Raw genomic sequence first — 23,052 nt, forward strand, 5'->3', positions numbered from 1 at the left:
CCTGGCGAACGCCCGGAGGGGGAGACGCTCACTCGCAGCGTCTCCCCCTCCGTAACTCCGTCGGCACCGCCCTGGTGCCGCACCGTCAGCATTCGGGCTGACGCACGGGGCGCCGCTGGAAGCGGGTGGCCACCGGACGCTGCCGCAGGCGGCGCGCCTCCTTGGCCTCGCGCACCAGGCGCTCGTGCTCGGCGCGGGCCACGAGCTCGTGGGCGTGTTGCTGGAAGGTCTGGTACTCGATCACTTCAGGTCCCCTTTGTGGGTTCTCACTGCTGTCTTGCTGACAGGTAAGAGCTTCCTCTCCCAGTGGGGGGTGCGGCATCGGGAGCGTGCCCGATCTTCGGGGGCCCGGAGGCCTTAGATCGGGCGCCGGGAAAGGTTTAAGGCCCGGCCTCACCCCATTACGGGGGTGAGACCGGGCCTTAGACCTTACTTAGAGGGCCTTAGATGCCTTAGGCGCCTTAGGAAGGAAGGGTCGACAGCCTAGGTGCCCTGGGAAGAAGCCGCTCAGGCGGAGCCGCCCGGCTTCTCCAGGCCGTGCTTACTGTCCTTCCACGCCCAGCTTCTCGAGGATCAGGTCCTTCACGCGGGCGGCGTCGGCCTGGCCGCGGGTGGCCTTCATGACCGCGCCGACCAGCGCGCCCACGGCCTGGACCTTGCCGTCGCGGATCTTGGCGGCGATCCCCTCGTTCTCGGCGATCGCCTGGTCGACGGCGGCGCCCAGCGCGGAGTCGTCCGAGACCACGGCCAGGCCGCGCTTCTCGACGATCTCGTCCGGCTCGCCCTCGCCGGCCAGCACACCCTCGATGACCTGGCGGGCCAGCTTGTCGTTCAGCTTGCCCTCGGCGACCAGCGCGGCGACCCGGGCGACCTGCACCGGGGTGATCGGCTGCTCGCTCAGCTCGGTGCCGGTCTCGTTGGCACGGCGGGCCAGCTCGCCCATCCACCACTTGCGGGCCTGGTCGGCCGGGGCACCGGCCGCGATGGTCTCCTGGATCGGCCCCACCGCACCGGCGTTGAGGACGGACTGCATGTCCTTGTCGGACAGCCCCCACTCGGCCTGCAGCCGGGCGCGGCGCACCCGCGGCAGCTCGGGCAGGGCGGCGCGCAGCTCCTCGACCCACGCGCGGGCGGGGGCCACCGGCACCAGGTCCGGCTCGGGGAAGTAGCGGTAGTCCTCGGCGTTGTCCTTGATCCGGCCCGAGGTGGTGCTGCCGTCGTCCTCGTGGAAGTGACGGGTCTCCTGGACGATGGTGCCGCCGTCGCTCAGCACGGTGGCGTGCCGACGGATCTCGTACCGGGCGGCCCGCTCCACGCTGCGCAGCGAGTTGACGTTCTTGGTCTCCGAGCGGGTGCCGAACTTCTCGGTGCCGTTCGGGCGCAGCGACAGGTTGACGTCGCAGCGCATCTGGCCCTTGTCCATCCGGGCCTCGGAGACGCCGAGGGAGCGGATGACCTCGCGCAGCTCGGCGACGTACGCCTTGGCGACCTCGGGGGCGCGCTCGCCGGCCCCCTCGATCGGCTTGGTGACGATCTCGATCAGCGGGATGCCGGCCCGGTTGTAGTCGAGCAGCGAGTGGGTGGCGCCGTGGATGCGGCCGGTCGCGCCACCGACGTGGCTGGACTTGCCGGTGTCCTCCTCCATGTGGGCGCGCTCGATCTCCACGCGGAAGGTCGAGCCGTCCTCGAGCTGCACGTCGAGGTAGCCGTTGAAGGCGATCGGCTCGTCGTACTGCGAGGTCTGGAAGTTCTTGGGCATGTCCGGGTAGAAGTAGTTCTTCCGGGCGAACCGGCACCACTCGGCGATGTCGCAGTTCAGCGCCAGGCCGATCTTGACGGCCGACTCCACGCCGACCGCGTTGACCACCGGCAGCGAGCCCGGCAGGCCCAGGCAGGTCGGGCAGGTCTGGCTGTTCGGCTCGGCGCCCAGCTCGGTCGAGCAGCCGCAGAACATCTTGGTCTTGGTACCGAGCTCGACGTGGACCTCAAGGCCCATCACCGGGTCGTACGACGCCAGAGCGTCCTCGTAGGAGACCAGGGTCATGACGCTCACAGCGTCCCTTCTCAACTAAAGACTCGGGAGGTACGGGCCCGGCCGCCGCTCGCGCGGAGCCGGGCCTGGGCGCTCGGCTCAGCCCAGCAGCACGTCGTCGGAGCCCAGCCGGCGCAGCTCGCGCACCAGCAGGGCGGTGCCGGTGATCAGCGCGGCGGCGCCGACCAGGGCGTTGACCAGCTTGAGGGTGTCGCTCTCCTCGCGGGCCTTGCGGACGTCCTTGGCGATGGAGACCGCGCCGAAGGCGCTGGTGCCGATGGACAGCCACAGGCCGGGCTTCGAGTGCTTGAAGCCCTTCAAGGAAGTCGACTGGGCCTTCGCCTTCTCGATCTTGCTCACAGTGCCGGTGCCTCCTCCAGCAGGGTGTGCCCCCACTTGTCGTTGAGTGCGGCCTCGACGGCGCCGCCCACGCGGTACAGGCGGTCGTCCGCCATCGCGGGTGCGATGATCTGCAGGCCGACCGGGAGATTGTCCTCCGGCGCCAGGCCGACCGGCAGCGACATGGCCGCGTTGCCCGCCAGGTTCGACGGAATCGTGCACAGGTCGGCCAGGTACATCGCCATCGGGTCGTCGGCGCGCTCGCCGATCGGGAAGGCGGTGGTCGGCGTGGTCGGCGAGACCAGCACGTCCACGCCGGCGAAGGCCGCGTCGAAGTCCCGCGAGATGAGCGTGCGGACCTTCTGGGCCGAGCCGTAGTAGGCGTCGTAGTAGCCCGAGGAGAGGGCGTAGGTGCCCAGGATGATGCGGCGCTTGACCTCGTCGCCGAAGCCGGCCTCACGGGTCAGCGCGGTGACCTCCTCGGCCGAGCGGGTGCCGTCGTCGCCGACCCGCAGGCCGTAGCGCATCGCGTCGAAGCGGGCCAGGTTGGAGGAGCACTCGCTCGGCGCGATCAGGTAGTACGCCGGCAGCGCCAGGGTGAACGACGGGCAGGAGACCTCGACGACCTCGGCGCCCAGCTCGCGCAGCAGCTCCACCGACTCGTTGAAGCGCTCCATCACGCCGGCCTGGTAGCCCTCGCCGGCGAACTCCTTGACGACGCCGATCCGCATGCCGCGGACGTCGCGCATCTTCGCGGCCTCGACCACGGCCGGGACCGGCGCGTCGATCGAGGTGGAGTCCAGCGGGTCGTGCCCGGCGATGGCCTCGTGCAGCAGCGCCGCGTCCAGCACGGTGCGGGCGCACGGGCCGCCCTGGTCCAGGCTGCTGGAGAAGGCGACCAGGCCGTAGCGGGACACCGAGCCGTAGGTCGGCTTGACGCCGACGGTGCCGGTGACGGCGCCGGGCTGGCGGATCGAGCCGCCGGTGTCGGTGCCGATCGCCAGCGGGGCCTCGAAGGCGGCCAGCGCGGCGGCCGAACCGCCGCCGGAGCCGCCGGGGATGCGGGTGAGGTCCCACGGGTTGCCGGTCGGGCCGTAGGCGGAGTTCTCGGTGGAGGAGCCCATCGCGAACTCGTCCATGTTGGTCTTGCCGAGGATGACGACGCCGGCGTCCTTGAGACGGGAGGTCAGCGTGGCGTCGTACGGCGGGATCCAGCCCTCGAGCATCTTGGAGCCGCAGGTGGTGGGGACGCCCTTGGTGGTGAAGACGTCCTTCAGCGCGAGCGGGACGCCGGCCAGCGGGCCCAGCTCCTCGCCCTTGGCACGCTTCTCGTCGACGGCCTTGGCGGCGGCCAGCGCGCCCTCGGTGTCGACGTGCAGGAAGGCGTTGACCTTCTTGTCGACGGCCTCGATGCGGTCCAGGTGCGCCTGCGCGACCTCGACGGCGGACACCTCGCCCTTGGCGATGGCGCCCGCGGTCTCGGCGGCGGTGTAGCGAATCAGCTCGGTCATCTCGGTCAGTCCTCCCCGAGGATCTGCGGCACACGGAAACGCTGCTCTTCGGCGGCGGGGGCGCCGGACAGCGCCTGCTCCGGGGTGAGCGAGGGCCGCACCTCGTCCGCGCGCATGACGTTGGTCAGCGGCAGCGGGTGGGAGGTCGGCGGGACGTCCTGTCCGGCGACCTCGGAAACGCGGGCGACCGCGCCGATGATCACGTCGAGCTGCTCGGCGAAGTGGTCCAGCTCTTCGGGCTTCAGCTCAAGACGCGACAGCCGGGCGAGGTGGGCGACCTCCTCGCGCGTGATGCCAGGCATGCAGCGATCCTCAGGGTGAGTTCTGGTGAGACCCGGCGGTGCCTTGCGGGCGGTGCCGGGCCCGGGCAGGAGCAGCCGGGTTCGGCGCTCCGTCCTCATGGTCTTTGGACCCATCCTATGGGGCCCGGCCCGGCCACCGGCCAACGAGTGAGCCGCGGCGCCCGTCACCGCCGAGCCGGCGCCCCCACCGCCGCGTCCGTCACTGCGACCGGAAGCGGGCCCAACTCTGCGCGCTCGGCGCCTTGATCTCCATCTGCGCGGCCTGCGCCGCCTGGACCACCGGCGGCAGCACGGGGGGCATCACCGGCGGCAGCACGGGCGGGAGCGTCGGCGGCAGCACGGGCGGGATGGCCGGCTGGACGATCGGCTTGCCCTGGACCGGCATGCCCTGGACCGACTGGAAGCCGGCGCGCAGCTGGGGCGGCGCGCCCAGTCGCTCCACCGGCGGGGCGCCGGTGCGGTGCACCAGCAGCCAGGCGGTGGCCTGCTCGGCCGGCATCGCGGCCGACACCAGCCAGCCCTGGACGGCGTCCACGCCCATGCAGTGCAGCCGCTCCCAGGTCTCGTCGTCCTCGACGCCCTCGGCGACCACGGTCAGGCCCAGCGAGTGGGCGAGCTCCACCGAGCAGCGCACCACCGCCGCGTCGTGGTCGTCGATGACCATGCGGGAGACGAAGGAGCGGTCGATCTTCAGCTCGCCGACGGGCAGGCTGCGCAGCCGCACCAGCGAGGAGTGCCCGGTGCCGAAGTCGTCCAGGGACATCCCCACGCCGTAGCCACGCAGTTCGGCGAGGGTGTCGGCGGCCCGCCGGGAGTCGTCCAGCAGCAGCCGCTCGGTGATCTCCAGCTGGAGCGCGTGGGCCGGCACCTGGTGGCGCACGAGGTGGCCGGCGACGCGCTGGGCGAAGCCGGGGTTGAGCACGTCCCGCGGCGAGACGTTGACCGCGACCTGCACCTGCAGCCCCTGGTCGCGCCAGTAGGCGAGCTGGCCGACCGCGGCCTCCAGCACGTAGTCGGTGAGCCGGGGCATCAGGCCGCTGGACTCGGCGAGCCCGACGAACTCGTCCGGCGAGACCCGGCCCTGGCCGGGGCGGTCCCAGCGCAGCAGGGCCTCCAGGCCGACCACCCGGCCGTCGAAGGCCACTTTCGGCTGGTAGTGCAGCTGTACCTCGCCGGTCTCCAGGGCCCGGCGCAGGTCCCCGAGCAGTCCGATCCGGTAGGGGGTGTCGGCGTCCTGGGTCTCGTCGTACTGGGCGACGCCGCTGCAGCCGCGCTGGGCGTGGCCCATCGCGACGTCCGCGCGGCGCAGCAGCGACTCGGCGTCCTGGGCGTGCTGCGGGTAGACGCAGACGCCGGCGCTGGCCTCCAGGACGAGCAGCAGCCCGTCCAGCCGGATCGGGGCGGCCAGTTCGGCGATCAGTGCCTTGGCGACACGTTCCAGGCTGTCCGGGCAGTTGATGCCGGGCAGCAGGACGGCGAACTCGTCGCCGCCCATCCGGGCCACCATCGGGCGGCCGCGCCGGTAGTGCCGGGGCAGCCCGGCGAAGACGTCGTCGATGGACTCCCGGGTGGCGCTGCCGGCCGGTCCGCCGGAGCGCAGCGCGCGGTGCAGTCGGCGGGAAATGTGAACCAGCAGGCGGTCACCGGCCGTATGACCAAGTGTGTCATTGAGTGATCGGAAGCGGTCGAGGTCAAGCAGGATGAGACCGACGCTGAAGCCCGGGTCGCATTCGGCGATCGCCTCCTGGGCGGCCAGCAGGAGGGCCTGACGGTTGGGCAGGTCCGTCAGCGGGTCGGTCAGTTGGTCGCGGGCGCGGTCCCGGGCGATCCGCCAGGCCGCGACCAGCACGGCCAGGGGCACCGCGAACAGCGGCAGCAGCTCGGGTTCGTACCGGTAGACCAGGACGGCCAGCGGGATGAGCGGCGCAGCTCCGGCCAGCAGCACGCCGAGCAGCAGGACCGCACCTGCCACCCCCTGCGGCGGGCGTGTGGGCGCACCGCCGGTCGTACGATCCATAAGCCCTGTCCTCCGTCGGGCCCGCCCCGTCAGGCCGCCTTACGGTGAGGCACCGTGCCGGTACCGACAGCTGCCGGGCATGGAGCGACCCCGAGGAGCACCGGCACAGCCGGTGCCCCCACCCCTGCTGACATTCTGTTGCGCTCCAGGGTATGCCGGGGTCCACCCGGTGGGCAGACTTTCGGACAACCGGAAACGCGCTGACCCGCCCGAGTGTCACACAGTGACACAATGCCCGCTTTCACTGCACGGCACCCGGTGACGTTGCATCAGGACGATAACAACACGGATTCGGCCACCCGCCGCTCGGGTCGGCCCCGGGTCAGCCCTCGGCGGGCGCCTCCGACGGCTCGGCGGCCTCCTCCGGCTCCGGAAGTCCCAGGTGGGCGCGGGCGGCGGCCGGTCCGCCGGCCAGCAGTGCGGCGAAGCCCGCGTCGTCCAGGACCGGCAGTCCGAGCTGAACAGCCTTGTCGTACTTGGACCCTGGGTTGTCACCAGCGACCACAAAATCGGTCTTCTTCGAAACCGAACCGGTCACCTTCGCTCCGCGCGAGGTCAGCGCCTCCTTGGCGCCGTCCCGGGTGTGGCCGGCCAGGGTGCCGGTCACCACGACGGTCAGACCCTCCAGCGGGCGCTCCGCCTCCTCCTCGTCCGCGAACTCCTCGACGAAGCGGACACCCGCGGCACGCCACTTCTCCAGGATCTGCCGGTGCCACTCCTCCTGGTACCACTCGACCACCGACCGGGCGATGATCGGCCCGACCCCCTCGACCGCGGCCAGCTCCTCCTCGGTGGCCGAGAAGATCCGGTCCAGGTCGCGGAACTCCCGGGCCAGCTCCTGGGCCGCGACCGGCCCCACGTGCCGGATCGAGAGACCGTTGAGGAACCGCCAGAGCGGACGTTCCTTCACCTTCTCGAGGTTCTCCAGCAGGATTGCGGCGGTCTTCTTGGGCTCGCCCTTCTGGTTGGCGAAGAAGGTGGCCTTCTTCTCCTTGCCGGTCCGGTCGTCCAGCTTGGGCATGCCGGTCTTCTGGTCGCGCACCAGCACCTGGATCGGCAGCAGCTGCTCCATCGTCAGCCCGAAGATGTCACCCTCGTCCCGCACCGGCGCCTCCGTCGGCTCCAGCGGCTGGGTCAGCGCGGTGGCCGCGACGTAGCCGAGGCCCTCGACGTCCAGCGAGGAACGGCCGCCCAGGAAGGCGATCCGCTCCCGGATCTGTGCCGGGCAGAACTGGGCGTTGGGGCAGCGCAGATCGATGTCCCCCTCGGCCATCGGGCGCAGCTCCGCCCCGCACTCGTGGCAGTGCGAGGGCATCACGAACTCCTGCTCGGTGCCGTCCCGCAGGTTCTCCACCGGGCCGAGGATCTCCGGGATCACGTCACCGGCCTTGCGCAGCACGATCGTGTCGCCCAGCAGCACGCCCTTGGCCTTGACGACCTGCTGGTTGTGCAGCGTCGCGTACTGCACCATCGAACCGGCCACCTTCACCGGCTCGGCCAGCACCGCGAACGGCGTCGCCCGGCCGGTGCGGCCGATGCCGACCCGGATCTGGGCGAGCCTGCCGGTGACCTCCTCCGGCGGGTACTTCCAGGCGATCGCCCAGCGCGGGGACTTGGAGGTGGCGCCGAGCCGGCCCTGCAGGGCGATCTCGTCCACCTTGACCACGACGCCGTCGATCTCGTGCTCGACCGAGTGACGCTGCTCGCCGAAGTGCCCGATGAAGGCCCGCACCTCGTCGAGGGTCTTCACCACCTTGTTGTGCCGGGCGGTGGGCAGGCCCCAGTCGTGCAGCAGTCGGTAGGCGTGCGACTGGTTGTCGATGTCGAAGCCGATCCGGGCGCCGATGCCGTGCACCACCATGTGCAGCGGGCGGGAAGCGGTGACCAGCGGGTCCTTCTGGCGCAGCGAACCGGCGGCGGCGTTGCGGGGGTTCATGAACAGCCGGATCATCGCCCGGGGCCGCTTGCCCTCCTTGGCGCGCTCCTCGTTCTCCAGGCGGCGGCGCTCGTTCTCCGCCACGAACGAGGCGTTGAGCGCCTCGAAGGCCTCGGTCGGGAAGTAGACCTCGCCGCGGATCTCCACCAGCTCGGGGATGTCGTCGCCCTTGAGTTGGTGCGGGATCTCCTTGATGGTGCGGACGTTGGCGGTGATGTCCTCGCCCACCCGGCCGTCACCGCGCGTCGCCGCCTGCACCAACTGGCCGTTCTCGTAGGTGAGGTTGACGGCCAGGCCGTCCACCTTGAGCTCGCACAGGTAGTGGTAGTCGATGCCGTGCAGCTCGCTCGCGACGCGCTCGGCCCAGGCGGCGAGCTCCTCGTCGTCCATCGCGTTGTCGAGGCTGAGGAGGCGCTCGCGGTGCTCCACCTCGGCGAACAGCTCGGTGGGGGCGCCGCCGACCTTCTGGGTGGGCGAATCCGGGGTGGCCAGGGCCGGGTGCTCGGCCTCCAGCGCCTCCAGCTCGCGCATCAGGGCGTCGAACTCGGAGTCGGTGACGACCGGCGCGTCCTGCTCGTAGTACCGGACGCGGTGGTCGGTGACCTCCTGCGCCAGCTCGGCGTGCCGCCGCCGTACCTCCGCCGGGACGTCCTTGCCCTCGACAGCCGTCACCGCAAGCCCTCCTACGTTCTCATTCCGGGTTGTCCACCAGGCTCTGCGCCGCCCGCACGCTCTGGGACAGCGCCTTGCGCGCGTACGCCGGGGAGGCCCCGGCCAGCCCGCAGGTCGGCGTCACCAGCACGCGACGGCCCAGCAGCTCCGGGGCGAACCCGAGCCTGCGCCACAAGGTCCTGACACCCTGGACACTACCGGCCGGGTCGGACACCGCCTGGTCAGTGGAGGGGACGACACCGGCGAGGATCATCGTGCCCGCCTCCACGGCCTCGCCGAGGTCGTCGTCGGACCGCTCGGTGAGGAGCGCGAAGTCGAGGGAGACGCCGGCCACCCCGGCGCGGCGCAGCAGCGGGATCGGGACCTCGGGGGCGCAGGAGTGCACCACGACCGGCGCGTCGAGGTTGGTGATCACCTCCCGCAGCACCTCCTCGGCCACCTGCCGGTCCACGGCGCGCAGCCGCTGGAAGCCGCTGGCGGTCTTCACCGAGCCGGTCAGGACGGCGGGCAGCGAGGGCTCGTCGAGCTGGAGGACCACCTGGGCACCGGGTACGCGCTTGCGGACGTCCGCGAGGTGGCGGCGCAGGCCCTCGGTGAGCGAGCCGGCGATGTCCCGGCACGCGCCGTGGTCGGAGAGCGCCTTCTCGCCGTACTTCAGCTCGATGCTCGCCGCCAGCGTCCACGGGCCGACGGCCTGGACCTTCAGCGCGCCCTGGTAGCCCTGGGTGAACTCCTCCAGGGCGTCCAGGTCCTCGCCGAGCCAGGAATGGGCGCGCTTGGTGTCCCGGCCGGGCCGGTCGGTGAACCGCCAGCCGCTGGGCTCGGTCTGCGCGAACAGCTCGACGAGGAAACCGGCTCCGCGCCCGATCATGTCGGCGCCGGGGCCGCGCGCGGGCAGCTCGGGCAGGAACGGCAGGTGCTCCAACGCGCCGGTGGCCGTCTTGGCGGCCTCACGGGCGTCGACACCGGGCAGCGAGCCGACACCGGTGGCGGCGCCGCGCAGGTCGGGGAAGGGGTGGGGAGTGCTCACCCGTCCGAGCCTAGTGCGCGGCGCCTGCCGGGTCGGTCAGTACCCGGGGCGGACGGTGATGTCCGTGATCTCCGCGTCCCGGGAGGTGTCCAGGGCGGCCAGGACCGCCTTGGCCACGGACTCGGGCTCGATCCAGCGCTCGGCGTCGTACTCCTTGCCCTCCTGCTGGTGCACCTTGACCTGCATCGCGGTGGCGGTGCGGCCGGGGTAGACCGAGGTGACCCGGACGCCGCCCGCGTGCTCCTCGGCGCGCAGCGAGTCGGCCAGCGCCTTCAGGCCGTGCTTGCTGGCCGCGTACGCCGACCACTCGGCGTGGGCGTTCAGGCCCGCACCGGAGTTGACGAAGACCACGTGGCCCTTGACGAGGCGGAGGGAGGGCAGCAGGAGGCGGGTCAGCTCGGCGGGGGCGACCAGGTTGACGTTCAGCGTCTCCTGCCAGGCCTTCACCGGCAGGTCGCCGACCGTGCCCAGCTCGACGACGCCCGCGACGTGCAGCAGGGAGTCCAGCTCGATCGGCAGCGCCTGGTGCCCGAAGGCCCAGGACAGCTTGGCCGGGTCGCCGAGGTCGCCGACCAGGGTCTTCGCCCCGGGGAAGCGCTCCCGCAGCTCGGCGGCGCGGCGGGCGTCGCGGGCCAGTAGCCAGAGGTCGTCCCCGCGCTCGGCGAGCTTCCCGGCCAGGACGGCGCCGATGCCGGAGCCGGCGCCGGTGATCAGATGTGCAGCCATGGCTCCGATCCTCTCAGGCCTTGAGCTGCGCAAAAACCTCGGCGGGCGTGTCGGCGAAGGTGATCAGCTCGGCGAGCGGCCGGGGCAGGAAGCCCTCGGCGTCCATCCGCTCCAACTGCGTCCGCAGGCCCGAGTAGAAGCCCTCGGTGTCCAGGACGACCACCGGCTTCTCGAACATCCCGTGCTTCTTGAGCTCCAGCACCTCGGTGACCTCGTCCAGCGTGCCCAGCCCGCCCACCAGGACGACGATCGCGTCCGCCCGGGCCGCCAGCTCGGCCTTCCGCTCGGCCAGGTCGCCGGTCATGACCAGCTCGTCGGCGCCGACGTAGCCCTTGTGCTTCAGCATCTCCACCATGACCCCGACGAGCTTTCCGCCGGCCGCCTTCACCTCGTCGGCCAGCAGGCCCATCAGGCCGGCGTTCGAGCCGCCCCACACCAGGGTGTGCCCGCCCTCCCCCAGGAGCCGGGCGAACTCGGCGGCGGGGGCGGTGTAGCGGTCATCGAGCGAGTACGCGGAGCAGAAAACGCAGATATTCATAGTGCTGATTGGTCTATCACGCCCCGGCGCCCCCGCTCACCGGCATTACGGCGACCACGGGCAACCCCTGAGGTGCTGCGCGTGCGCCACCTTGAGATATCCGATCTGATCACGGCCGTGGATCCGTGCGACGGCCGCCGGCTCCCGGTCTCTCGCGACGAGGTCGTCCGGCGGCTGCGCGAGAACGGGGACCGACGCGCGGCCCGGGTCGTCGCCGGGCTGCCCGTCGACCGGGACGGCGCACTCGACCCCGTGGCGGTGGACCGGCTGCTCGTCAGCGCGCGTACGAACTCCAGCGGCTGAGCGCGGCGGCGGTGCTGCTCTCGCTCGCCGCCTACATCACCCTGCCGTTCCGCGCCGGCACCCTGGCGATGGTCATCGGCCTCGGCCCGCTGACGCTGCTGCGGCCGGCCGCCGTCGCCACCGCCTGCGTCGGTGCCCTGCTGAACGGCGGCGGCGCGGCGGCCCTGCTGGTCGGTGTGGTCGCGGGCGCGGCGGTGCTGTGCGTCGAGCCGTTGGTGCACCGGCGCTGGTACCGCGAGGTGCAGTAGAGCCCGGCTCCGGAGCTCAGTCCTGGTACGGAACGAGCTCCGACAGGCTCAGCGTGAAGCCGAACGGCTCCGGAATGCCGATCGCGTCGCCGAACTTCCGGTCGCTGCGGGTGTGGTACCGGTCGTGGTTCGGATCGGAGAACAGCGTCACCGTCTGCTGGCGCGGGTCCACGATGAGGTAGAGCGGGATGCGCATCGCCGCGTAGTCGTACAGCTTGTCCATCCAGTCGTTCCCCGGATTGGACGGTGAGACGATCTCCACGGCGATCAGGGCTTCCGCAGCCGGAGCCTTGTTGCCCGCCCCGGAGAGGACCTCCACCGGCAGGTACGTCAGGTCCGGCTCGCGCCCCTTGGAGACGTCCGGGCTGACGATTTCGCTCCGCTCCGTGGGGAGGTAGCCGTCAGGAGCGTGCTGCTCGAACTGCCTGCGCACCTGGGCCATGTTGAGCTGATGGATGTTGGACGGCGACGCCTGCATGATCAGCGTGTCTCCGGACCATTCGATCCGGACGCCTTCCGGGGCAATCCGCTCCAACTCCTCGATGAAGTCCCGGTGCTGCTCGTAGAAGGTCATGCCGTCCTCTCCGGGGGGTGCGCCTCGGGCATCGTAGCCGCCGGATCCGTCACGCGGGTGAAGGCCCGGCGGTAGGAGCAGGACGGGACTCCCCGGCGCCATCACTCATGCTCAAGACCACCTCTCGCGGCGAAGCGCGCAGGAGGCCCCTGTCCACTCGCCCTGGGTGGCGGCTGATCACGGGTGCTGGAAGAGCACCTCGGGGTTCGCTGCCGAGGGGCCGTCGAGGAGGGGCTGGTGGATTCCCTTCAGGGTCCGGTCGAAGAAGGCTCCGACGTACTCCCGGGTCAGCTGCATCCCGCGCTCCGGCGAGGTGGTCAGGTCCGGGGGGAGGGGAAGGCCGGCCTCGGCGGCCAGGATGGGGACGTCCGTGAAGCCGGCGTGCGCCGTGCCGGCGACGGCCAGCCAGGGCTTGTAGCCGTCCCAGCCCGCCCAGGTCTGTCCCCAGGACGGGTCTCCGCTGCCGGCGGAGTGGTCGCTCTGCTTCCCGAGCAGGAGGAAGGAGCGTCCCTTGAGGCTGTCGGTCGGGGTCGGCGGGAAGAACGTTCCGTCCATGTTCACTCCGGCGAGGATCCGCTGGTCCTCGGCCATCGCCGTCAGCGTTGACGCGCCGCCGATCGAGTGTCCGGCCATGCCGATGCGGCTGCGGTCGATCAGGTGGGCCAGGCGCCAGGCCGGGTGGTGCCCGGTCAGCTGGTCCAGGACGAACGACACGTCCTTCGCGCGGCTGTCGGGGAGCGTGTCCGGTGCCCCGGTCTCGCACAGGGCGCATCCGGGGGTGCTGCCGTCGGCGAGCGTCTCGCCGGAGTCCTCGTAGGGGTGGCCGACCAGGGCCACGACGTAGCCGTGGGCGGCCAGGTCGGTCGCCAGGCCGGTCAGTGTGGCGCGGGGGTTCTCGAAGCCCGGGGAGAGGACCACCAGCGGGAACTTCCCGCCTGCGGCCTTCGCGTCGGTGTAGGCGTAGGTCCTGAGGTCCGCGAGGTCCTGCGGCTGGAGTCCGGTCCCCGGCGGAACCCGGGTCGCCACGAAGCCCTGCGCCTCGCCGAGGCTCATGTACGGGGCGGGCGCGCCGGTGTCCTGCCGGGCCGGGTAGAACATCGACACCGTCAGCTGCCGGGGCCCGGCGGAGGGTACCCAGGGGTCTGTGCGGGCCCGGTCGGTCAGGTGCAGGACCTCCTCGCCGGCCGCGTACGGCCCGGTCGGGCGGGGCAGTTCGCCGTGGAAGGCGGCCGGGGTCGAGGCGTCGGCGACAGCGGCGGGCGCGGTGGCGGACGGCGGCGACGACAGCGAAGGCGACGACGACAGCGACGGCGACGAGGCCATGGCGGCCCCGGCCGGCGGGAGGGGCAGGGCGAGGGCGAGGGCCGCGATGGCCGCGATACGGCGGGTTCGGTTCATGGCCCTGAGATTAGGTTTGCGGCCCGGACCGTCGAATCAGCCCGACGAATGCAATCTCCGGCCGTGGTCATCCGCGGGATTCAGCGGCGTCATCCAATGGGATGACCACGGCCCCGCCCACCCCACGCCCGCACCCGCGCCCCCGAACCGGCGGCGCGGGCGGGACAGGCGGGTGTGCTCAGGCGTTGACGGCCGGGCGTTCGGTGGTGGCGATGGTGGCGGAGCCGACGACGCGGGTGCCGTCGTACAGCACCACGGCCTGGCCGGGGGCGATGCCGCGGGCCGGGGTGTCGAGGCGGACGTGGAGCTCGCCGTCGACCACCGAGGCGTCCACCGGCACCTCCTCGCCGTGGGCGCGCAGTTGGGCGGTGTAGCGGCCGTCGGCCAGGGGCTCGGTGCCGCACCAGCGGGGGCGGATGGCGGTGAGCGCGGTGACGTCGAGGCCCTCGACCGGGCCGACGGTCACGGTGTTGTTCACCGGGGAGATGTCGAGGACGTACCGCGGCTTGCCGTCCGCCGCCGGGCGGCCGATGCGCAGGCCCTTGCGCTGGCCGATGGTGAACCCGTACGCGCCGTCGTGCTCGCCGAGCTTGGTGCCGTCGGTGTCGAGGATGTCGCCGGTCGCGGTGCCGAGGTGCTTGGCGAGGAAGCCCTGGGTGTCGCCGTCGGCGATGAAGCAGATGTCGTGGCTGTCCGGCTTCTTCGCGACCGCGAGGCCGCGGCGCTCGGCCTCCTCGCGGATGACGTCCTTGGTGGTGTCGCCGAGCGGGAAGAGGGAGTGGGCGAGCTGGTCGGCGTCGAGGACGCCGAGCACGTACGACTGGTCCTTGGCGGCGTCGACCGCGCGGTGGAGTTCGCGCGAGCCGTCCGGCAGGTCGACGATCCGGGCGTAGTGGCCGGTGCAGACGGCGTCGAAGCCGAGGGCGACGGCCTTGTCCAGCAGCGCGGCGAACTTGATCTTCTCGTTGCAGCGCAGGCACGGGTTGGGGGTGCGCCCGGCCGCGTACTCGGCGACGAAGTCGTCGATGACGTCCTCGCGGAAGCGCTCGGCGAGGTCCCAGACGTAGAACGGGATGCCGATCACGTCGGCCGCTCGCCAGGCGTCCCGGGAGTCCTCGATGGTGCAGCAGCCGCGCGCGCCGGTGCGGAAGGACTGCGGGTTGGCGGAGAGCGCCAGGTGGACGCCGGTCACCTCGTGCCCCGCTTCGACGGCGCGGGCGGCGGCGACGGCGGAGTCGACTCCGCCGGACATCGCCGCGAGCACGCGCAGACGGCCAGTGGACGGAGTGGTCGGGGCACCCGGGAAGTCAGTCATGATGCCAATAAGCGTACGGGTTGAACCGACTGTTCCCCGAGCCGATATCGGCGCCCCCTCGGCGCACCCTCGGCGCCGCATCAGCCCCGTGTCAGCGCCGCACCGATGCCAGCCCGGCGTTGCGCGCCCGCTGGACGACCGGGCCGATGGCTTCCGCGATCGCCGTGACGTCCTCCGGCACCGAGGTGTGCCCGAGCGAGAACCGCAGCGAGGCACGGGCCAGCAGCGGGTCGACGCCCATCGCGAGCAGGACGTGGCTGGGCTGCGGCACCCCGGCCGTGCAGGCGGAGCCGGTGGAGCACTCGATCCCCGCCGCGTCGAGCAGCATCAGCAGGGCGTCGCCCTCGCAGCCGGGGAAGGAGAAGTGCGCGTTGGCGGGCAGTCGGCCCTCGGCGGCCGGGTCGCCGTTGAGGACGGCGTCCGGCACGGCGGCCAGGACGGAGGCCACCAGTTCGTCGCGCAGCGTGCCGAGGGCCACCGCGTGCTCCTCGCGGTGCTCCACGGCCCATGTCGCGGCGGCCGCGAAGCCGGCGGCGCCGGGGGCGTCCAGGGTGCCGGAGCGTACGTCGCGTTCCTGGCCTCCGCCGTGCAGCAGCGGTACGGGTGCGGCGCCCCGGGAGAGCAGCAGCGCGCCGATGCCGAACGGGCCGCCGATCTTGTGACCGGTGACGGTGAGCGCGGTGAGCCCCGACTCGGCGAAGGAGACCGGGACCTGACCGAGCGCCTGCACCGCGTCGGCGTGCATCGGGATGCCGTACTCGGCGGCGACGGCGGCGAGTTCGTGTACCGGCTGGATGGTGCCGACCTCGTTGTTGGCCCACATCACGGTGACCAGGGCGACCGACGAGGGGTCGTGTTCGATCGCGGCGCGCAGCGCCTCGGGGTGCACCCGGCCCAGGGGGTCCACCGGCAGGTACTCGACGCAGGCGCCCTCGTGTTCGGAGAGCCAGTGCACCGCGTCCAGCACCGCGTGGTGCTCGACCGGGCTGCACAGCACCCGGGTGCGGGCCGGGTCGGCGTCCCGGCGGGCCCAGTAGAGGCCCTTGACCGCCAGGTTGTCGGACTCGGTGCCGCCGCCGGTGAGCACGATCTCGCTGGGGCGGGCGCCGAGCGAATCGGCCAGCGACTCGCGGGCCTCCTCGACCACCCGGCGGGCTCGGCGGCCGGCCGCGTGCAGGGACGAGGCGTTGCCGACCACCCCCAGGTGCGCCGTCATCGCGGCGATCGCCTCGGGCAGCATCGGCGTGGTCGCCGCATGGTCCAGGTATGGCATAACCATCCGATTGTAGAGGGCTGTACGGGGCGGCCCTCCAGGCCTGCGCATCGATCCGGCCATCGCGCGTACGGGCCGATACCCGACCGCACCCGAACAACCGGGCACCCACCGCTGGTCTGTACCAATTCCGGACGGCGGCGTCCGGCACTGGTTTGTACCACTACGCCCCCCAGCGGTTAGCCTGACGCACACTTCCAAGCCGGATCCACAGGGGGCGCCATGACGCAGTCGGTCGACCGCGCGCTGACCCTGCTCGGCGCGCTCGGTGAGGCACCGCTCTCCCTCGACCAGGCCGCGAGCACCCTCGGGGTGCACAAGTCCACCGCGCTGCGGCTGCTGCGCACCCTGGAGGAGCACGGCTTCGCCCGGCGCCAGCCCGACCTGCGCTACCGGCTCGGCGGCCGGGTGCTCTCGCTGGCCCACCGGGCCCTGGAGGACTTCGACGTCCGGCAGGTCGCCGCGCCGTACCTGGCCGCGCTCAACGCCCGCAGCGGGTTCACCGTCCGGCTCGCGGTGCTGCACGACGGCGAGGTGCTGTACCTGGACGAGGTGGCCGGGCCGTCGGCCGCCGGGCCGTCCCGGATCGGGCGCCGCGCCCCGGTGACCGGTACGGCGGTCGGCCGGGTGCTGCTGGCCGGGCTGCCCGCGGACGGGCCGTGCGAGGAGGCCGAGCTGGCGGCGGTGCGCCGCCGGGGCTGGGCGGCGGAGTCCGCCGAGCACCGGGAGCCGGTGACCTGTGTGGCCGCGCCGGTCGCGGGCAGCGGCGGGCGGACGGTCGCGGCCTGCGCGCTGAGCGCCCCGGCCGGCGAGGTGCCGCCGGCCGAACTGGCCCGGATGGTGCCGGAGCTGCTCTGCACGGCCGAGGCGATCTCGCTCGCGTACGGCGGCTCGCCTACTCCTCGCTGGTGCGAGAACCGTTGCGGTGCCAGGCCCGCGGGGCGCGCCAGCCGTACCTCAGGGCGAGCATCCGCAGGCCGAAGGCGGTGAGCGCGGCGGCGGTGCCGGTGACGCCGGTGAGCCGGTCCGCGCCGATCAGCGCGGCGACCAGCGCGGCACCGACCAGGGCCGGTACGGCGTAGATCTCCCGGTCCCAGCGCAGCAGCGAGGGAATCTCCCCGGCCAGCACGTCGCGGATCACGCCGCCGCCGGCCGCGGTGACCATGCCGAGCGCGATCGCCGCGACCGCGCCGAGTCCGTAGTCGTGCGCCTTGGCGGTGCCGGTGACGCAGAACAGCCCGAGCCCGAGGGCGTCCAGGGTCTGCACCGCGCGGTTGATCCGCTCGACCTCGGGGTGCAGGAAGAACACCACGAGCGCGGCGACGAGCGGGGTCACGAAGTAGCCGAGGTTGGTGAAGGCGGCGACCGGGGTGGCCCCGATCACCAGGTCGCGCATCACCCCGCCGCCGAGGGCCGTGACCTCGGCCAGCACACAGATCCCGAAGATGTCCATGTTCTTGCGGACGGCGAGCAGGCCCCCGGAGAGGGCGAAGACGAAGATGCCGACGAGGTCCAGCGACTGCTGCACGTCGGAGGGGAAGATCTGCGAGGTCACCGTCCCCTTTGTACCTGATGGGCCGGGATGCCCCCGCACCGGTGACGAAATCCGCCCGCCCCGATCGGCCGGGGCGGGCGGACTTCGTCGTCGGTGGCTCAGGCCTGCTCGGAGCCCGCGTCCGCGGCGCCCGACGGCGTGTTCTCGGGGCTGCGCCTTAGTTCCCCTCGCCGTTCTCGGGGCTGCGCCTTAGCTCCCCTCGCCGTTCTCGGGGCTGCGCCTTAGCTCCCCTCGCCGTTCTCGGGGAAGTGGCAGGCCACCTGGTGCCCGGTCTTCAGCGCCGTCAGCGGCGGCTCCTGGGTGGAGCAGATGTCCTGGGCCTTCCAGCAGCGGGTGCGGAAGCGGCAGCCGCTGGGCGGGTTGATCGGGGAGGGGACGTCGCCGGTGAGCAGGATCCGGTCGCGGCCGCCGCGCTGGCGGCGGCGCGGGTCGGGGACGGGCACGGCGGACATCAGCGCGTTGGTGTACGGGTGCATCGGGGTGCGGTAGAGCGAGTCCCGGTCGGCGATCTCGACGACCTTGCCGAGGTACATCACCGCGACCCGGTCCGAGACGTGCCGGACCACCGAGAGGTCGTGCGCGATGATCAGGTAGGTCAGGCCGAGCTCCTTCTGGAGGTCGTCCAGCAGGTTGACCACCTGGGCCTGGATCGACACGTCCAGCGCCGAGACCGGCTCGTCCGCGATGATCATCTTCGGCCGCAGCGCGAGTGCCCGGGCGATGCCGATGCGCTGGCGCTGGCCGCCGGAGAACTCGTGCGGGTAGCGGTTGTAGTGCTCGGGGCTGAGGCCGCACAGCTCCAGCAGTTCCTGGACGGCCTTCTTGAGCCCGCCCTCGGGCACCGCGTTCTGCAGCTTGAACGGCGCGCCGACGATGGTGCCGACGGTGTGCCGGGGGTTCAGCGAGGAGTACGGGTCCTGGAAGATCATCTGGATGTCGCGGCGCAGCGGCCGCATCGCCCCGACGCTCAGGTGGGTGATGTCGGTGCCCTCGAACTCGATCGTCCCGCCGGTCGGTTCGTCGAGCCGGGTGACCAGTCGGCCCATGGTCGACTTGCCGCAGCCGGACTCGCCGACGACACCGAGCGTCTCGCCGGCGTTGACGGTGAAGTCGATGCCGTCGACGGCCCGGACCGCGCCGGTCTGGCGCCGCATCAGCCCGCTGCGGATCGGGAAGTGCCGGGTCAGGCCGGTCACCTTCAGCAGCGGCTCGCGGTCGGGTGCGGGTGCCGGTGCGGGGATCGAGGCCGCCTGGGTGTCCGTCATCGGTTCTCTCCAGAAAGGTGGTACGAGGCCGGGCTCACAGCCGGGGCGCGATCTCTTCGGCGAAGATGCGGTGCCGCTCGTCGGCCGGCAGGTGGCAGGCCGCGAAGTGCCCGGGTACGGCCTCGGCCAGCACCGGGAGCTCGCTGGTGGAGCGTCCCTCGGTCAGGGCGGCGTACGGGCAGCGCGGGTGGAAGGCGCAGCCCGTCGGCACGTTGATCAGGCTGGGCGGGGTGCCCTTGACCGGGACGAGCCGGTCCTGCAGTTCCCGGTCCAGGCGCGGCATCGAGCCCAGCAGGCCCCAGGTGTAGGGGTGTTCGGGCGCGTCGAAGAGGGTCTCGGCCGGTCCGCGCTCGACGCACTTGCCGCCGTACATGACCAGGATGTCGTCGGCCAGTTCGGCGACCACTCCGAGGTCGTGGGTGATGATGATGACGGCGGAGCCGAACTCGTCCTGGAGGTCGCGGATGAGGTCCAGGATCTGCGCCTGGACGGTGACGTCCAGGGCGGTGGTGGGCTCGTCGGCGATCAGCAGCGAGGGGTCGTTGACCAGGGACATGGCGATCATCGCGCGCTGGCGCATGCCGCCGGAGAACTGGTGCGGGTAGTCGTCGATCCGGCGGTCGGGCTGCGGGATGCCGACCCGGTCGAGCATCTCGATCGCGCGGGCCCGGGCCTGCTTCTTGTTCGCCTCGGGGTGGTGGACCCGGTAGGCCTCGACGATCTGCTGCCCCACCGTGTAGTAGGGGTGCATCGCGGTCAGCGGGTCCTGGAAGATCATCGCCATTTCGCGGCCGCGCAGTTGGCGCACCCGGTCCGGGCCGGCGGCGATCAGGTCCTCGCCGTTGAGCCGGATCTCGCCGCTGATCCGGGCCCGCTTGGAGCGGTGCAGGCCCATGATGCCGAGCGAGGTGACGGACTTCCCGGAGCCGGACTCGCCGACGATGCCGAGGGTGCGGCCCTTGTGCAGGTCGAAGCTGACCCCGTCCACCGAGCGGACCAGGCCGTCGTCGGTGTCGAAGTGGATCCGCAGGTCGCGCACGGAGAGGAAGGGGTCACCGGTCGGGGCCTGCGCAGTGGCTTCCGTGGTCTTCTGGAGCTCGGTCACGAGAGCCTCACCCGGGGGTCGACGAGGGCGTACAGGAGGTCGACCACGAGGTTGCAGGCGACGATGAAGAAGGCGGCGAGCAGGGTGACGCCGAGGATCTTGGGCAGGTCGTTGTCGGAGATCGCCTGGACGGCGAACTGGCCGACGCCCTGGAGCGAGAAGACCTGCTCGGTGATCAGCGCACCGCCGAGCAGCAGCCCGAGGTCCATGCCGAAGATGGTGACGATCGGGGTGAGCGCGGCGCGCAGCCCGTGCCGGGTGACGACCTTGCGCTCGACCAGGCCCTTGGCCCGGGCGGTGCGGATGTAGTCCTCGCTCATGGTCTCCAGCATTCCGGCGCGGGTGAGCCGGGCGTAGAGCGCGGAGTAGAGGAAGGCCAGCGAGATCCAGGGGAGGATCAGGTTGCGGGCCCACATCAGCGGGTTGTCGGTGAAGTCGACGTACTGCAGGTTGTCCAGGATCGGCCACTCGTAGCTGAACAGCGTGAGCAGCAGCGCGCCGGTGAAGAAGACCGGCAGCGAGACGCCGGCGAGGGCGATGCCCATGGAGAGCCGGTCGAAGATCGACTTCGGCTTGAGGGCGGAGACGACGCCGGTGGCGACGCCGGAGACCAGCCAGAGCACGGCCGCGCCGGCGGCCAGCGAGATGGTGACCGGGATCCGCTTGGACAGCTCGGGCCAGACCTCCAGGTGGTTCTTGAAGGAGTAGCCGAAGCAGGGCACGTGGCAGGTGGCCGGCTCCGGCCCGAACTTGTACTCGGCGCCGCTGACCAGGCCCCTGAGGAAGTCCCAGTACTGGGCGTACAGCGGCTTGTCGAGGCCGAGGTTCTGCTTGACTGCGGCGATCGCCTCGGGTGAGGGGTTCTTCCCGATGTACTGGGCGGCCAGCTGGTCGGCCGTTTCGCCGGCGACGCGCGGGAGCAGGAAGAAGATCGCGAAGGTGACCGCGCTGACGACCAGCAGCAGCAGCACCGCCGAGAAGATCCTGCGGATGATGTAGGCAAACACAGTTGGGCGGCTCCGGCGGCCCGCCGTCGTCCGGGGTCTTCCGGACGACGGCGGGCGCCGCTGCCTTCACCTGCCTTCAGGGATGCGGAGCCAGGCTCTTACTTGGTGGTGCCGATGTTCAGGGAGTCGTACTCACCCGAGAACGCCGGGTTGGAGGCCATGTTGGTGGCGTTGTCCGGGCGGTACAGGAAGACCTTGAAGTAGGTCAGCGGGACGATGACCGCCTGGTCCATGACCTTCTTGTCGATGTCGCCGTAGATCTTCTCGCGGGCGGCCTTGTCCGGGTTGACGGCGGCGTCGTCGATCAGCTGGTTGACCGCCGGGTCGTTCAGCTGGGACAGGTTGCTGTTGCCGGAGGCCTTGATCGCGCGGCCGTCGACGATCTGCTGCAGGAAGCCGTAGCCGGTCGGCCAGTCGGCACCCCACTGCATCATCATCAGGCCGATGTTGTGGTCCTGGGTGAACTGCGGGGCACCGGCGCTGTCGGTCAGGTACTTGCCCTGCGGGTACTGCTGGATCTCGGCGTTGATGCCGACCTTCTTCAGCGCGGCCTGGATCGAGGTCGCGGCGGCGACCTCGGTGGCGCGCTCGGTGCGGGCGGAGATGACGGTGTTGATGCTGTCCTTGCCGCAGGCCTTCAGGGCGTCCTTGGCCTTGGCCTCGTCACCCTTGTTGTCCTTGGTCTCGAACTGGTTGAAGTCCTGGTGGCCCGGGATGTCCGGCGGGAGCACCGTGTTGGCGATCTGGCCGCGGATCGGGCCGCCCTCGGCGGTCTGCACCGAGACCTTGTCGATCGCGAACTGGACGGCCTTGCGGCAGTCGACGTTGTCGAACGGCGCGACCTTGGAGTTGATCGCCAGGTAGACCAGGCGGCCGCCGTAGGCGTTGTCGGTGCTGGCCTTGAGCTTCGGGTTCTGCAGGATCTGCGCCTGGGTCTGCGGGTCGACGCCGCCACCCACCAGGTCGACCTGGGCGTTGCCGGCCAGCAGGTCCTTGTCGATGGTGGCCTGGTCGATGTTCATCTTGAGCTGGATCTTGTCCGGCAGCTGCTTCCGGATCGGGTCCGTGCTCTTGTCCCAGTTGGTGTTCGGCACCAGGGTGGCCTGCTTGCCGTCCTCGTAGGACTCGAACTTGAAGGAGCCCGAGGACACGATGTGCTTGACGTAGTCGGCACCGGTGTCCTTGGCCTGCGGGACCGGCGCGGTCTGCGGGGCGCTCACCAGGTAGTCGAAGTCCGCGAACGGGTGCTTCAGGTGGAAGACGATCGTGCTGTCGTCCGGCGTCTCGATCGACTTCAGGTCGCCGGTCTTGTCCTTGTACGGACCCGCGTACGGCGTGTCGTTGTCGACCAGCAGGTCGTGGAAGTAGGTCGGGCCGTTGGAGTTCACGTCCGGCGCGAAGTTGGAGCGCTCGACGGCGTACTTGACGTCCTTCGAGCTGATCGCGGTGCCGTCGTCGTACTTCAGGCCCGCACGCAGCTTGTACGTCCAGGTCAGGCCGTCCGCGCTGGGCTGGCCCATCGACTCGGCGAGGTCCGGGACGAGCTTGTTGCCCTCCTCGCCGGCGGCCGGGTTGAACGTGGTCAGCGGACGGGCGTACAGGCGCGAGAAGTTGTAGATGTACGCGTAGTACGTGTTGCCCGGGTCGAGCGAGTCCGGGGTGCCCTTCATCTCGAAGGTGACCGTCCCGCCCTTCTTGTCCGAGGCGTTGACGATGTTCTTGGTGGCCGCGTTGGCTCCGCCGCCGCCCGAGGCGGAGGACGAGGAGGACGAGTCGCCGCTCTTCGACGAGCTGGAACAGCCGGTGACAACCAGGACCGCGGCGGCAGCCGCCGCGGTCAGGGCGACGGTACGGGACCTACGCATGGGTGAGATCAACCCCTTGAGGATGTGGAAAAGGTGGAGGG

At 71.4% G+C, this 23,052-nt stretch carries 21 protein-coding genes and 1 pseudogene; 3 read left to right on the top strand and 19 right to left on the bottom strand.

What is annotated here, in order from left to right; genetic code table 11:
* Positions 1-85 precede the first annotated feature (85 nt).
* The 10 genes and pseudogenes from ACZ51D_RS03765 to ACZ51D_RS03810 form a co-directional block, all read right to left on the bottom strand.
* Entirely contained in the window at positions 86-244 is a 159-nt protein-coding gene (locus ACZ51D_RS03765) for a hypothetical protein (RefSeq protein ID WP_360498779.1), read from the bottom strand.
* Positions 245-541: 297 nt separating this feature from the next.
* Entirely contained in the window at positions 542-2,044 is a 1,503-nt protein-coding gene (gatB, locus tag ACZ51D_RS03770; RefSeq protein WP_465617789.1) for an Asp-tRNA(Asn)/Glu-tRNA(Gln) amidotransferase subunit GatB, read from the bottom strand.
* A gap of 87 nt (positions 2,045-2,131) precedes the next feature.
* Entirely contained in the window at positions 2,132-2,392 is a 261-nt protein-coding gene (locus tag ACZ51D_RS03775; protein ID WP_360498777.1) for a hypothetical protein, read from the bottom strand.
* Complete coding sequence (gene gatA / locus ACZ51D_RS03780) at positions 2,389-3,882, bottom strand: Asp-tRNA(Asn)/Glu-tRNA(Gln) amidotransferase subunit GatA (protein WP_360498775.1); 1,494 nt, start codon at positions 3,880-3,882, stop codon at positions 2,389-2,391. Before gatA ends, ACZ51D_RS03775 begins: the two co-directional genes overlap by 4 nt.
* A gap of 5 nt (positions 3,883-3,887) precedes the next feature.
* A complete protein-coding gene (gene gatC / locus ACZ51D_RS03785; RefSeq protein WP_030057414.1) occupies positions 3,888-4,184 on the bottom strand; it encodes an Asp-tRNA(Asn)/Glu-tRNA(Gln) amidotransferase subunit GatC in 297 nt (98 codons plus the stop codon).
* A gap of 199 nt (positions 4,185-4,383) precedes the next feature.
* Positions 4,384-6,138: pseudogene (locus tag ACZ51D_RS03790) on the bottom strand (putative bifunctional diguanylate cyclase/phosphodiesterase); the annotation flags it as partial.
* A gap of 385 nt (positions 6,139-6,523) precedes the next feature.
* A complete protein-coding gene (gene ligA, locus ACZ51D_RS03795) occupies positions 6,524-8,809 on the bottom strand; it encodes an NAD-dependent DNA ligase LigA (protein WP_465617748.1) in 2,286 nt (761 codons plus the stop codon).
* A gap of 19 nt (positions 8,810-8,828) precedes the next feature.
* On the bottom strand, positions 8,829-9,839 hold the full coding sequence (locus tag ACZ51D_RS03800) for a methionine synthase (RefSeq protein ID WP_360498771.1): 1,011 nt from the start codon (positions 9,837-9,839) through the stop codon (positions 8,829-8,831).
* Between the two features lie 36 nt (positions 9,840-9,875).
* On the bottom strand, positions 9,876-10,565 hold the full coding sequence (locus ACZ51D_RS03805) for an SDR family oxidoreductase (protein ID WP_465661090.1): 690 nt from the start codon (positions 10,563-10,565) through the stop codon (positions 9,876-9,878).
* A 13-nt stretch (positions 10,566-10,578) separates the two neighbouring features.
* The gene (locus ACZ51D_RS03810; protein ID WP_465661092.1) at positions 10,579-11,103 is read right to left on the bottom strand and encodes an LOG family protein; all 525 of its coding nucleotides are present in this window, start codon (positions 11,101-11,103) and stop codon (positions 10,579-10,581) included.
* A gap of 81 nt (positions 11,104-11,184) precedes the next feature.
* On the opposite strand from ACZ51D_RS03810, the gene ACZ51D_RS03815 reads away from it, so the two are divergent.
* On the top strand, positions 11,185-11,406 hold the full coding sequence (locus ACZ51D_RS03815; protein ID WP_465617742.1) for a P-loop NTPase family protein: 222 nt from the start codon (positions 11,185-11,187) through the stop codon (positions 11,404-11,406).
* 11 nt (positions 11,407-11,417) lie between these two features.
* Entirely contained in the window at positions 11,418-11,654 is a 237-nt protein-coding gene (locus ACZ51D_RS03820) for a hypothetical protein (protein ID WP_465617740.1), read from the top strand.
* Between the two features lie 16 nt (positions 11,655-11,670).
* On the opposite strand, the gene ACZ51D_RS03825 is transcribed toward ACZ51D_RS03820, so the two are convergent.
* The 4 genes from ACZ51D_RS03825 to ACZ51D_RS03840 all read right to left on the bottom strand — a co-directional run bounded on the left by ACZ51D_RS03825 (position 11,671) and on the right by ACZ51D_RS03840 (position 16,214).
* Positions 11,671-12,228 (bottom strand): Uma2 family endonuclease, encoded by a 558-nt coding sequence (locus ACZ51D_RS03825; protein ID WP_465661094.1) that lies wholly within the window; start codon positions 12,226-12,228, stop codon positions 11,671-11,673.
* Positions 12,229-12,405: 177 nt separating this feature from the next.
* Entirely contained in the window at positions 12,406-13,626 is a 1,221-nt protein-coding gene (locus ACZ51D_RS03830) for an alpha/beta hydrolase family protein (protein WP_465661096.1), read from the bottom strand.
* Positions 13,627-13,804: 178 nt separating this feature from the next.
* Complete coding sequence (mnmA, locus tag ACZ51D_RS03835; RefSeq protein WP_465617734.1) at positions 13,805-14,941, bottom strand: tRNA 2-thiouridine(34) synthase MnmA; 1,137 nt, start codon at positions 14,939-14,941, stop codon at positions 13,805-13,807.
* Positions 14,942-15,032: 91 nt separating this feature from the next.
* Positions 15,033-16,214: a cysteine desulfurase family protein gene (locus ACZ51D_RS03840; protein ID WP_465661098.1), complete on the bottom strand. Its 1,182-nt coding sequence runs from the start codon at positions 16,212-16,214 to the stop codon at positions 15,033-15,035.
* 222 nt (positions 16,215-16,436) lie between these two features.
* Here ACZ51D_RS03840 and ACZ51D_RS03845 point away from each other — a divergent pair, with 222 nt between their 5' ends.
* Entirely contained in the window at positions 16,437-17,204 is a 768-nt protein-coding gene (locus tag ACZ51D_RS03845) for an IclR family transcriptional regulator (RefSeq protein ID WP_465661100.1), read from the top strand.
* On the opposite strand, the gene ACZ51D_RS03850 is transcribed toward ACZ51D_RS03845, so the two are convergent.
* The 5 genes from ACZ51D_RS03850 to ACZ51D_RS03870 all read right to left on the bottom strand — a co-directional run bounded on the left by ACZ51D_RS03850 (position 17,110) and on the right by ACZ51D_RS03870 (position 23,011).
* On the bottom strand, positions 17,110-17,769 hold the full coding sequence (locus ACZ51D_RS03850) for a trimeric intracellular cation channel family protein (RefSeq protein ID WP_360498757.1): 660 nt from the start codon (positions 17,767-17,769) through the stop codon (positions 17,110-17,112). The genes ACZ51D_RS03845 and ACZ51D_RS03850 overlap by 95 nt on opposite strands.
* A gap of 221 nt (positions 17,770-17,990) precedes the next feature.
* Positions 17,991-19,034 (bottom strand): ABC transporter ATP-binding protein, encoded by a 1,044-nt coding sequence (locus ACZ51D_RS03855; RefSeq protein WP_360498755.1) that lies wholly within the window; start codon positions 19,032-19,034, stop codon positions 17,991-17,993.
* A 34-nt stretch (positions 19,035-19,068) separates the two neighbouring features.
* Positions 19,069-20,139, bottom strand: a complete 1,071-nt coding sequence (locus ACZ51D_RS03860; RefSeq protein WP_360498753.1) for an ABC transporter ATP-binding protein — start codon at positions 20,137-20,139, stop codon at positions 19,069-19,071.
* Positions 20,136-21,146, bottom strand: a complete 1,011-nt coding sequence (locus ACZ51D_RS03865; protein ID WP_360498751.1) for an ABC transporter permease — start codon at positions 21,144-21,146, stop codon at positions 20,136-20,138. Before ACZ51D_RS03865 ends, ACZ51D_RS03860 begins: the two co-directional genes overlap by 4 nt.
* Before the next feature lie 98 nt (positions 21,147-21,244).
* Positions 21,245-23,011 carry an ABC transporter substrate-binding protein gene (locus tag ACZ51D_RS03870; protein WP_360498749.1) on the bottom strand — a complete coding sequence of 589 codons (1,767 nt, stop codon included), beginning with the start codon at positions 23,009-23,011 and terminating at the stop codon, positions 21,245-21,247.
* Positions 23,012-23,052 lie beyond the last annotated feature (41 nt).

This window comes from Kitasatospora sp. NPDC033851, from assembly GCF_055576085.1.